This is a genomic window from Pseudoalteromonas sp. MM1 (assembly GCF_030296835.1).
Classification (GTDB): domain Bacteria; phylum Pseudomonadota; class Gammaproteobacteria; order Enterobacterales; family Alteromonadaceae; genus Pseudoalteromonas.
Genome location: NZ_AP027922.1, coordinates 944,503 through 956,585 on the forward strand (window position 1 = coordinate 944,503; position 12,083 = coordinate 956,585).

Here is a 12,083-nt window from a genome sequence, read left to right on the forward strand (position 1 = left end):
AATACCTCTTCAACCTGCGCTTAATAATTTAAGCTCAGGTTGAGTTATTTTTAAGCGCTGTTAGCACTCTTAATAAAACAAATTATGTTTAATAATTAAGCTACTATACTTATACTCTTATTAAATATTTTTGCTTTAGGTGTATTAATGAATCGCTACCAACTTTTAGTTTTTATTACTTTTGTATTTTTTAGTAGCTCAAGCACAAGTAAAGCAATAGATATAAATGTATTAGTAGAAGATGGTTACTTTCCTATAGTCATTAATGCTGAAAAACAGCAGGGCTTAGCCCCTGAATTTATTAAAATATTAAACAATACCCAAAGTGAATATAACTTTATACTCAATTCATTACCTGTAAAAAGGTTGACCAAGTCAGTAGAGCAAAGCAGATTTGATGTTTTATTTTTAATGGCGCAGCAATGGATCCCTTTATCAGCGCGAGAAAATATTACCCAAAGCAAATTTTATGTTATTACTAAAAATGAATTATATGCACTTAAAGAAAACGCCAAAGATCAAACCTACTTTGATGACTTAAAACCATTAACTAAAGCTGGTGTACTTGGTTATTCTTATCACTTTGCAGGGTTTAATACCGACGCGTATTACTTAAGCGAAGAGCATAATGTTAGCCTCACAGTTGATGAGTTTAATGTAGTAAAAATGCTGTTATTGCAGCGCTCAGATATCGGTGTTTTAAATAATATTGCTTATCAATATTTTAAAAATAAAAAAATATTCGATATGAGCCTGTTATATAAAAGCGAAAAACCAGACGCCGTGTTTGACACTCACTTTTTAGTAAGCCCTAAGCAAAGCAAAATATCTGCATCTAAAATAGATTCAATTCTAAACTCAGCAGCTACAAAGCCCTATATTATAAAGTTACTAAATAAATACTCAGCACCATCTAGCTTTGATAATACACCAGAGTAATTAGGTTTTAGCTGTATAGACGTCCATTGACATTTGTAAACAAACTGCTCACAATAACAGCCTATTTTCAAGGTGCTTGCTGGTTGCTAAATACAGGGTTTAAAGTATTAAAACTGACAGCAAGATAATCGGGAAGTTGGTGCGCATTTATGATAAAAGCAATCCCAACACTGCCCCCGCAACGGTAAAGTATTAACACTTTTTTGAAGGTGCTTACTGAGTCCGGAGACCGGCCTTGAAGTAATCTTACTTACTTAAATCTTTGCGGTGGGCAAAGGTAGGGACCATCATGCTACATAAAACAACTCTTGGCGTTGCAATTTCTGCTGCGCTGTCATTTTCTGTGTCTGCTACAGATAATTCAATCGAAAAAATTACCGTTACTGCTAATAAATTTGAGCAATCAATTAACGATGTTTTAGCCAGCGTTAATGTTATTGAGCGCGCTGAAATAGACGCAAGCAACGTACGTGACCTACCAACGCTGTTAAGCAAGCAAGTTGGTTTTCAAATTAATCCTAATGGTGGTTTTGGGCAAACAGCGGGTGTGTCATTACGTGGTACGGGGTCTGGCGATACATTAATTTTAATTGATGGTGTCCGTACGGGCTCGGCAACGCTAGGCCAAAAAGCACTTAATAATGTACCTTTAAACAGCATTGAGCGTATCGAAATTATTAAAGGCTCACGTGCAGCAGTTTATGGCTCAGACGCACTTGCTGGTGTAATCAATATAATAACGCGTAATGCGAATAACTTGTCGCTTGATGCTACATTTGGATCAGATAATTATCAAAACTATCAAGTAGCGGGCTCTGTTAACTCAAAGGATGTGACAACATCGTTTAATGCAGGATATGAAAAAACAGATGGTTTTGACGCATTACAAGGTGTGGCACCTGATGACGACGGTTATGAAAATAAAAACGTAGGCTTTAAAGTAAATTACAGTGATGAGCACTACGGCGACTTTAAACTACTCGGTCAGTACAGCGAAGGTTACGCAGATTACGATAGTAGCTTTAGCCCTGCAACGAGCACGGTTGAAAGAGGGGACTTTAAAAACTATCAGTTATCTGCAGGCTGGAATAAACACTACACTAACCAATCTCATGCTATAAATGTTGCTTTTGCAACTGATGATTCACACGATACTTCAGCATTTGGCGAAAATGATTTTATAACTAAACGTGTGCAATTGGATTATAACGGTCAGTATAATTTATCAGAGGTACTTAATATTAGTGGCGGTGTTAACTGGTACAATGATGATGTAAGCCACAGCTCAACACAGTATGATGTACAAGAGCGTGATGTGTTAGCTGTATTTATTGGTGCATATTACAACTCTGAGAAAGTGTTAGCTAATTTAACTGTTCGCCAAGATGATGATGAGCAATTTGGTGACGAAACTACTTACACTGCGGCAGCCGGCTATCACTTATCTGAAGATGCAACCTTTAGAATAAGTCAAAGTACGGGTTTTAAAGCACCTACCTTTAACGATTTATATTTTCCAGCCTTTCCAGGTTTTCCACCTTCATCTAACCCTGATTTAGAGCCTGAAAAATCATTAAACCGAGAGATTGGATTAAATGTAGATTTTGATGTAGCAAGTGTTGATGTTGCTATTTTTAGAAACGATATTGAGGATAAAATTTCTTTAGATACTAACTTTTTTCCAGTTAACGTAAGTGAAGCACGTTATGAGGGGATTGAGTTTAGCCTTTCACAGCAGTTTTTTGGTTTTGATAGCCACTTTAATTTTGCATATTTAAGTGCCGAAAACCAAGAAACCGGCGATGAGCTACGCAATGTTGCTAAGCGCACTGTTAATTGGGAAATCGCAAAGCAGTTTGGTGATTTTGATGCTCGCATTGATATGCAATACCGTAGTGATCGCGAGGGGGCAGTAACACGCTTAGGGTCGTATACACTTTGGAACCTAGCGGGTAACTATCATGTAAACGATAATATTGAGCTGTCGCTTCGTGTAGAGAACCTATTTGACAGAGATTACAATGTGGTTGACTCAAGAGCTGATTTTACAAGCGGTGAAGTGTATTACTACAACACCCCAGAGCGCCGCTTTTTTGCTGGTGCAAGCTATCAGTTTTAATCGCGTTTTTTAATGCACAAAAGCCCGATTTATATCGGGCTTTTTAGTGTGTACTTAGAATTACTTTAATAACTAAAATGAGCTAATTAGATAAAAATTCTTTAAATACAGTTTCAAACTTGTGCAATTTAGGCGCAATTAAAATACTGCAGTAACCCTGCTGTGGGTTTTCGTTGTAGTAATCTTGATGATAATGCTCCGCTGGGTAATAGGTGGTAGCAGGGCTAACTTCTGTCACTATTGGCTCGCTAACATGGTTTTGTAGCTGGGCTATCAACTCATTGGTTTGCTTTAATTGTGCATCGTTGTGGTAATAAACAACACTTCTATATTGCGTGCCAATATCGTTACCTTGGCGATTTAATTGCGTGGCATCGTGTAACGTAAAAAACATCCTAAGCAGTGTTTCAAAGCTTACTACAGTGTTGTCAAACTCCAGCTGAACAACCTCAGCATGGCCTGTTGTACCTGAGCAGACTGATTTATACGTAGGGTTATCGGTATTGCCGCCGGTGTAACCTGAGCTTACGTTTACTACACCATTTACACGTCTAAATGCGGCGTCTATACACCAAAAACAGCCACCACCAAATGTTGCTAGTTGTGTTGATGTGCTCATTACTTATTCCTAAATGTTTATGGGATATAAAAGCGAGCATAAATTGAATACGCCGTAACAGCAAGTTACGGCGCAATATAAGCTCAGTTAAACTTCTTCGCTGTTTTTTAGCGGGTGGGAGTCGGCTTGTTTATTAAGCTTTTGCTGTAAAAACTCTGGTGATTGCGTGTTGCGTGCGAGGGCAAAATACGCAGCAGGCACAACATAGAGCGTTAGCAATGTTGATACAATAACGCCTGTAAATACCACCACACCAATCACCATACGGCTCTCTGCGCCTGGGCCTGATGCTAATACTAAAGGCACTGCGCTCATTACCGTAGTTAATGAGGTCATTATTATTGGGCGCAGGCGCTGAGTGGCAGCTTGCAAAATAGCCTCGCTAAATTCTACGCCTTTATCGCGCAGTTGGTTGGTAAATTCAACGATTAAAATACCATTTTTAGCGCTTAAGCCTATCAGCATTACAATACCTATTTGGCTATAAATATTAAGCGTTAAGCCTGTTGCCCATAGACCAAACATAGCACCCATTAGGCCAAGCGGTACTGTTAGCATAATGACAAACGGGTGCATAAAGCTTTCAAATTGCGCTGCTAATACTAAAAAGGTCACGGTAAGGGCAAGCACAAATACATAGGTCATGGCCGATGCACCTTCGTAAAATAATTGCGATTCACCTTTGTAGTCTACGGCGCCGTCTATGTCGTTTTCCTCAACGGCGACTTTGTTTAAAAAGTTAAGCGCTTGTTCAAGTGTATACCCATCTGCAAGATTAGCGCTTAGTGTGATGGCGCGCATCCGGTTATAACGGTTTAAGCGCGATGCTGTGGCTTCTTCTTTTAAGCTGATAAGGCTATCTAGTGGGACCAGCTCACCGCTGCGCGACTTAAGGTAAATATTTGAAATATCAGTAGGGTTTGTAAAGTCTTGTTTAGTACCTTTTAAAATAACATCGTATTCTTCGCCGCGGTCAATAAAAGTGGTTACACGGCGCTGGCCTAACATGGTTTCAAGCGTGGTGCCGACATCGGATACCGATACACCTAAATCGGCCGCTTTGTTTTTATCTATGCTGACTAAAAATTGTGGAAAGGTTTCTTTGTAGTCGTGATCGATTCTTACCAAGCCAGGGTTCTTTTCTGCACGCTCTATAATTCGGTCGCGCCAATCGGCAAGCTGTTCGTAATCGTTACCTTGCAGTACAAACTCAATAGGGCGAGAAGAGCCGCCACCGCCAATACCACGGCGCATAATAGCAAAAGCACGTACGTCTGTTACCTCGGTCATTTTAGCGCTTATTTCGTCCATTACTTCCCAAGTAGAACGCTTGCGTTTATCCCAATCGGCCATGCCAACAATGGCAACACCGCCACTGCCGCCCCAACCAGGAACACGCACTAAAACTCGGCTTAATTCGCCTGCTTCTGAGTAAGGGAGGAGGCGCTCTTCTATTTTTGCCATGTTAGCCGCGTTATTTTCATAACTTGCGCCTTCAGGGCCGCTCATCATAATAAAAAAGGTACCGCGGTCTTCTTTTGGCGTAAGCTCAGAGGGCACTTGTAAAAACAACGAGTAGCTAACAAAACCAGCAAGCACTAGGCTTATCATTAGGCCCCATTTTTTAGTCATATTTGAGGTAAGCGATTGGCGGTAACTATTTTCAATTTTGCTAAAAACGCGGTCCATCCATTGGCTAAACTTACTTTCTTTTTCTGACGCTTTTAAAACTTTAGAACATAGCGCCGGCGAGAGCGTAAGGGCTGTAATACTAGAGAAAAACACCGCGGCACTTACAGCCATTGCAAACTCTGTAAATAAGGCACCAATGCGCCCATCCATAAATACTAAAGGCACAAACACCGAAATAAGCACAAGCGTTGTGGCTATTATTGCAAATCCCACTTCGCGGGCACCTCTAAAGGCGGCTAATAAAGGCGGCTCACCAAGCTCTATACGGCGGTGAATATTCTCAAGCATTACAATAGCGTCATCAACTACCAAACCGATTGCTAGTACTAGTGCAAGTAGAGTTAATAAGTTTATTGAATATCCCATGGCAAGTAAAAACATAAAGCTGCCTACAAGTGCTACGGGCACCGTAACGGCAGGGATAAGCGTAGCGCGAATATTGCCTAAAAAGATAAAAATGATTAACACCACTAATCCCATAGAAATGGCAAGTGTGCTGTATACCTCGCTGATTGACTCTTTTATAAAAACAGAGGAGTCGTAGCTGTCTTGAATCGTGGTGCCTTCTGGCAAGTTACGTTTTATTTTTTCAAGCTCACTGCGGGCGTTGTCTACCACTGTTAAGGTGTTAGCTTTAGCTTGCTTTACTATGCCAAGGCCAATCATGTTACGGCCGTTACCACGGAATAGGCTTTCATCGTCGGCGGCTTCTAAATGTACATCGGCAACTTCACCTAAGCGCACAAGGTAGCCGTCTTCACCGCGTTTAATAACCAAGTTTTGAAAATCACGTTGGTCTTTATAACTACGTGCTGTACGTACAGTAAAGTCGCGGTCGATGGATTCAATTTCACCTGCTGGTAGCTCTACGTTTTCGCTGCGTAGGGTGTTTTCTATATCGCTTGAAGTGATCCCACGAGCAGCCATGGCTTGGCGATTTAGCCAAATTTTCATGGCGTATTGGCGCTCACCACCAATACGTACATTTGAGACGCCATCTACAACGGCTAATCGGTCAACAATAAAGCGTTGTGCATAATCGCTCAATTGCAACGAGTTCATAGTTTCACTGTTTAGTACAAACCAAGCAATAGGGCTCTCGTCGCTGTTTGACTTAGATACCTCTGGCGGGCGAACTTGCTCTGGTAAGTTATCTAGTGCGCGAGCAACTCGCTCTCGTACATCGTTTGAGGCTGCGTCAATATCACGGCTAATATCAAACTCAATAACAATATTAGAGCGTCCATTTCTACTTGAAGAATTAATACTTTTAATGCCTTCAATGCCCGATATCCGGTTTTCTAATATTTGCGTTATTTTTGTCTCGACTATTTCTGCCGAAGCACCGGTGTAGTCAGTACTAATACTGACAATAGGCGTTTCAATATCTGGGTATTCTCTAAGTGGCAGCATTGAAAACGCTACCAAGCCAAATGTTAGCAGTAGTAAGTTTATTACTATGGCAAAAACAGGGCGTTTAACACTCGTATCTGTAATTTTCACCGATTAACCCTCAACACTTACTTTGCTACCGGGGCGAATTTTAATAATGCCTTCGGTAATCACTTGCACACCATCGCTAAGGCCTTCATCAATCGCTACCCAGCCGTTATTTCTGCCAGCAACATGCACTTCTACCTTATTGGCAATGCCCTCTTTTACTTGGTATACGAAATGTTTATCTTGCAGTGGGATCACGGCTTTTTCTGGCACCATAAGCGCCTGATTACTACTGAGCTCAAGGGCGGTATTTAAAAGCATTCCTGGGCGCAATAACCCCGATTTATTAGCAAAGCTTGCGGTTACTTCAACACTGCGAGTAATCGAGTCGATACGCGAACTAATATGGGTCACTTTGCCGGTAAATGTCCGCTCTGGGTAAGCATCGTTTTGGGTATGAACTTTCATACCTAACCTAAGTTGAGATAAATATTTTTCAGGGACTTTAAAGTCAACTTTTATAATACTAATATCATCAAGCGTTGTAATAATTGTATCGCTACTTACATAAGCACCAACCGATATTTCTCGTTTGCCTAGCAAGCCAGAAAACGGCGCAGTAATTAGCATTTCATCAAGTTTGGTTTTAGCGCTTTCTAGTTGGGCTTGCGTGGCATCTACGCGAGAAAGTTGTTCTTCTAATAATGATTTAGCGGTAGATTGCGTGCGTGAAAGCTCAGTAAGCCGGCTTAATTGACGCTTTTCTTCTTTTATGTTGATGTTTAGCTCTTTTACAGCGTATTGCTCTTGTTGATTTTGCAGTTGCACAAGGCGTTGGCCTTTACTGACTAAGTCGCCATCTTTAAAATAAATATGGGTAACATAATCGCTTTGTGCGCTTTTTATATAAATGGCTTGGTTTGCGCGTGCACTGCCTATGGCTTCAATCATAACGGTGTTTTCTTGAGACGATACCGTATGAGCGATAACCTGTGTGGCTGTATCATTTGAATTAGATTGTTCACCATGGCTAGATGGCAAATATAAGTACACACTTAAAATAACAAGAAGTGTAATTAAAAATGGAAAAAGGGCTTTACCTGACTGTTTTAGATACATCGTTTTCATACCTGAAAATAAATTGTAAGTATTGTACGAAATAAGACCGTGAAAAGGCGGTTATGTGTCTCATAAATTTGTGCGTTAGGCGTAAAAATAAATGAGACTAATTACTTGTTCCCATTTAACACTAAAATTATGATAAAACGATGAAGCAACCACCGCAGTGTAAAACCTGTTTAACAATGAGAAAAATAATACTTTGGGGTATTGTTATGTTTTTATTTTATATGGTTTTTTACCAATATGGGTAAGCCGAGTTCAATAATAAAATATAGAGCGCAAGGCTCGCGCAATGGCATTGAAGTGCTTACTGTAGGCAGCATAGGTTTAGCTTTTATTATGCTGTTTAATTTACTGCGCCCAGGTGAAATTAGCTTAATAGAAATTTTTTTAGTAAGTATGTGCATAGCGGCTATTTTTATTGGTTTTTTAAAAACACAAGAACCGTATTACAGTTTACTGCTTAGTGAGTCCTTACTTGTGTATCAGCATAAATATGGTCAGTGGCAGTTAGATGTTAGTAACCTACACCACAGCGGTATACCTAAGGTGGCTGACGGCCTTGAACACCTTGAATTAAACGCAGTGGGTTTAAAACTCAATGATATGGACGAATTTTTAAGCGCAATGCACCCACGCATTGCCGGGAAATTACTGATAGAGCAGCGTAATTTATTTATGCAAGCTGTTCAAAAACATTGCAAAAATGGCAATTGCCCATCAGAATGGTTAATAGAAGATACACATTACATCTCCCCTGAAGGATTTAGCTATACTGGACTTATAGCTATGTTTGCTAACAGAGCCAAACACCTAGAGTTGTTAACGGGATATAACTTACTGTTACCCGCAAGTGTATTAGAGACAGACATTTGGTCGTTTAGTGCCGATTTAAACAAATGGAAACGCGCACCTGAACGGTTTATAGCATCGCAAGTTGGACACTAAATGCGATAGTAGGAAAAATAATGAGCCAAGAAAGATCTTTTATAAAGAGTGGTCGTAATACCATTATCCATAAAGATAAAAAGCTTGATCTAGTCATTGTAAATGCAGAGCAGCACCCACGCATAAAGGTAACTCAAAATGGTTTAGAGCCGTTTAAAGAAGAGTTACCTAAAAACCGGCGCGATGCTAAAGAGCGCTACCTTGAAATAATTAATGTAAGTAGTGCTGATATTTTTGGTGAAGAAAAACAGCTGTTATTTATCCAAGCGCTGGATGGGCGTGAATACAAAGTAGATTACTCTAAAGTAGGCACTAAGCTGTTTGTGCGTATTCATCAAGATACGTATATGTAAGACCAATCTGCAATAATACTTAATCATTTTGCGAGGCTAAACGTGTCGCTACCTGCGTTAAAAAGTTCTTAGTTACGACTGCATGGATGCAGAAGGTAGAGCAATGCAGGAGCAATTGCCAAGAACAACTAAATAGCGAATTTTTTACCAAGTTCTCAACACGTTTTTCCAGCCTCAAAATAGATCACTTAATTATGCGGATTGGTATAACTCTAAATGGCATCTTTATTGCTAGTAATTACACTATAGTAATTATTTGACATTATAGGTGCGTTTTATGAAGGCGTTTGCTTTTACTCCCCTTATATCTTGCTTTTTATTGGCTGCCTGTGGCGGTGGAGGCGGTGGTAGTGATGACTCTGCGGTTGAAACCACGGTTAATGCCGGAATCGACCTACAAGTTGTAGAGAAAACAGAGTTTACAATCACCGCGCAAGGCTCACCAGCCGATGGCACTTTTACTTGGCAGCGCGTTAGTGGCCCATCTGTGGACGGCTTTCCGCTTGAAGGTGCAGAGCAAACAATTACTGCGCCCGATGTAAAAGCCGATAGTGAACTTGTACTATCAGTAAGCTATCAAACAGATAGCGGTAGCTTAGTTAGTGACACCGTGAGCATATTCATTACCTCAAGCAATCAGTTACCGCTTGCTGTTGTTAGTCAAACAGCTCCAGAAACACTGCCTTCAACCTATAATGACACCGTAACGTTAAGCGCTGAAGAGTCGAGCGATCCTGACGAAAATGGCCAAATTAATAGCTATCAGTGGCAATTAATTTCAGGCCCTGATCTAGATATAACCGACTTTGACAATTCAACGGTAAGTTTTAGCCACCCGCTGTTGGAATCAAATACTAATTTAATATGGCAATTAAGCGTTACTGACGACGAGGGCGGCGAGGCAAGTACTGAATACAGTATGACACTCAATAAAACCGATGAGCTAGTTGTAGCCAATGCAGGGGATGACCAAAACGTAGAAGAATTTGAGGAAGTGACCTTAGATGCAAGTGAAAGTGACACCCTAACAGATACGTTTTCGTGTAGCTGGCAACAATTAACAGGCAATGCCGAAACGCTGGCAAATGCTAGCCAATGTACCACGACATTTTTTGCCTCCGACGTTGATTTAGATACGACTTTGAGCTTTGAGGTCACAGTTACCGATTCTAAAGGACGCACTGACATCGATACCGTATTTATTGACGTATCGCCAAAAGCTCTTGGATTAATTAACGATAGTGGATTAGGTGAGTGTTTTAACAATACGCAGCGTATCAATTGCCAAAGTAGTGATTTTCCGGGGCAAGATGCAGAGCTTGGTCGAGACAGCTTTGCTAACCAGCTAGATAAAGCAGGTCAAGGTAACCTTGCGTTTGACTACACTAAGCTAAACCAGTTTGCCGATGAAGTCGCTGATGATAGTGACAATTTTACTTGTATACGCGACAACGTAACAGGGCTTGTATGGGAGGTTAAAAGTGTAGAATCAGGCACGCTCCCTAATACCACCTTACGCGATGGCCAAAATCATTACTTTTGGGATTTAGGTACGACCACCTTTACCGATACAAGCACCGCTAATACCACCTGCCCAGATGATACAAGCTGTGGTGTGCAAACTTATATAAATGAAGTGAACGACTTAGATTTCTGCGGCGGTACCAATTGGCGCTTACCAACTTACACTGAGCTGTTGAGCTTAATTGATTATGGCAAGCAGGGCGAAAACGTATTAATTGATGAAGCGTTTTTTCCTAATATGCCAGAAGCAGGCGCTATAGATGATGTGAATTTACCTTACTGGACATCGCAAACTGCAGCCGATGGTACCAGCTTATCGCAAGCGTACATTATAGATATGAGCAACGGGAATGACTTAGCCTACCCGAAAGAAAAATACGCGTATGTACGTTTAGTCAGAAGCCGATAGGAGAGAACCATGAAAACACGCTTACTATTTTCAATGGCTGTATTTAGCGCCAGCTTTCAGCTAGCCGCGGCGCAAACGTGTTACGACGGAGCGGATACTACAACGCCAACCACTCGCTTTACCCTTAATGACGATGGCACCGTGTTAGATACTGAAACTGGCCTAATGTGGCAACGTTGTAGCTACGGACAAGTTTACGATAGCGACACTGAAACTTGTACAGGTTCTACGCCATCACTTAATTGGCAAGAAGCGCTGAGAGGCGCAGAAAACGACACTACCGCTGACTACGATGATTGGCAAGTGCCTAATATTAAAGAACTTGCCAGTATTTTAGAACACAGCTGCACCGAGCCAAGCATTAACGAAGAAGTGTTTTTAGGTACAAGATTGCAAAACTACTGGAGTAACACCTCTGGCGTAAGCACGATGAGCTCAGCATGGGTTTACCAATTTGATAGCGGACTCAATAGTTTACATGCTAAAACTAGTGACGTGTATTTACGTTTAGTGCGTTACGAAAACTAGGGCCTGTTGACCTTTCAGGGTTATAATTTGTTCAATCTAAGGGCTATTTAATCGCGGCGTGAGGTTTGTAACCTAGTGGGCTCGATAACTGCTCCTGCGTTATTCTAATGACTTACATCCATGTAAGAATAAGTAAAAACCGAGTAAAACTTCCGCGTCCTGCTCACGCCCCTTACCTACATCCATGTAGGCAACAAAGAGGAAATTGCCCTTAGGCAGAACCCTTTGGGCAGCGCCTGTTTGGCATTTATACGTCGTTATCGCCTATTTATGGGGAACAACCACACTACATAGGCTCTGCCTTGCCTAAATACCAAATAGGCTGCTGCAAATTCAACCTCGAAAGGTCAACAAGCCCTAAGTAAATAAAATAGCCAAGCATTTAGCTTT

Annotated in this window: 9 protein-coding genes and 1 riboswitch; of the genes, 6 read left to right on the forward strand and 3 right to left on the reverse strand. The window is 41.0% G+C overall.

The features are described from left to right. Nucleotides 1-147 precede the first annotated feature (147 nt). Together QUE46_RS04285 and QUE46_RS04290 are read left to right on the forward strand one after the other, a co-directional pair. Nucleotides 148-939: an ABC transporter substrate-binding protein gene (locus tag QUE46_RS04285; RefSeq protein WP_286246354.1), complete on the forward strand. Its 792-nt coding sequence runs from the start codon at nucleotides 148-150 to the stop codon at nucleotides 937-939. An 85-nt stretch (nucleotides 940-1,024) separates the two neighbouring features. Continuing rightward, nucleotides 1,025-1,192: riboswitch (cobalamin riboswitch) on the forward strand. A gap of 36 nt (nucleotides 1,193-1,228) precedes the next feature. Then, complete coding sequence (locus tag QUE46_RS04290) at nucleotides 1,229-3,058, forward strand: TonB-dependent receptor domain-containing protein (RefSeq protein ID WP_286246355.1); 1,830 nt, start codon at nucleotides 1,229-1,231, stop codon at nucleotides 3,056-3,058. Between the two features lie 82 nt (nucleotides 3,059-3,140). On the opposite strand, the gene msrA is transcribed toward QUE46_RS04290, so the two are convergent. From msrA to QUE46_RS04305, 3 genes are all read right to left on the reverse strand, one after another. After that, nucleotides 3,141-3,677, reverse strand: a complete 537-nt coding sequence (msrA, locus tag QUE46_RS04295) for a peptide-methionine (S)-S-oxide reductase MsrA (RefSeq protein WP_286246356.1) — start codon at nucleotides 3,675-3,677, stop codon at nucleotides 3,141-3,143. 87 nt (nucleotides 3,678-3,764) lie between these two features. Continuing rightward, nucleotides 3,765-6,872, reverse strand: a complete 3,108-nt coding sequence (locus tag QUE46_RS04300; RefSeq protein ID WP_286246357.1) for an efflux RND transporter permease subunit — start codon at nucleotides 6,870-6,872, stop codon at nucleotides 3,765-3,767. Nucleotides 6,873-6,875: 3 nt separating this feature from the next. Beyond that, nucleotides 6,876-7,928 carry an efflux RND transporter periplasmic adaptor subunit gene (locus tag QUE46_RS04305; protein ID WP_286246358.1) on the reverse strand — a complete coding sequence of 351 codons (1,053 nt, stop codon included), beginning with the start codon at nucleotides 7,926-7,928 and terminating at the stop codon, nucleotides 6,876-6,878. 246 nt (nucleotides 7,929-8,174) lie between these two features. Between QUE46_RS04305 and QUE46_RS04310 the strand changes: the two genes are divergently transcribed. The 4 genes from QUE46_RS04310 to QUE46_RS04325 all read left to right on the forward strand — a co-directional run bounded on the left by QUE46_RS04310 (nucleotide 8,175) and on the right by QUE46_RS04325 (nucleotide 11,693). Then, on the forward strand, nucleotides 8,175-8,879 hold the full coding sequence (locus QUE46_RS04310; protein WP_286246359.1) for a DUF2982 domain-containing protein: 705 nt from the start codon (nucleotides 8,175-8,177) through the stop codon (nucleotides 8,877-8,879). Nucleotides 8,880-8,899: 20 nt separating this feature from the next. Further along, a complete protein-coding gene (locus QUE46_RS04315; RefSeq protein WP_286246360.1) occupies nucleotides 8,900-9,232 on the forward strand; it encodes a hypothetical protein in 333 nt (110 codons plus the stop codon). A 277-nt stretch (nucleotides 9,233-9,509) separates the two neighbouring features. Next, nucleotides 9,510-11,165 carry a DUF1566 domain-containing protein gene (locus QUE46_RS04320; RefSeq protein WP_286246361.1) on the forward strand — a complete coding sequence of 552 codons (1,656 nt, stop codon included), beginning with the start codon at nucleotides 9,510-9,512 and terminating at the stop codon, nucleotides 11,163-11,165. Nucleotides 11,166-11,174: 9 nt separating this feature from the next. Next, nucleotides 11,175-11,693: a DUF1566 domain-containing protein gene (locus QUE46_RS04325; RefSeq protein ID WP_286246362.1), complete on the forward strand. Its 519-nt coding sequence runs from the start codon at nucleotides 11,175-11,177 to the stop codon at nucleotides 11,691-11,693. The last annotated feature ends 390 nt before the right edge of the window (nucleotides 11,694-12,083 follow it).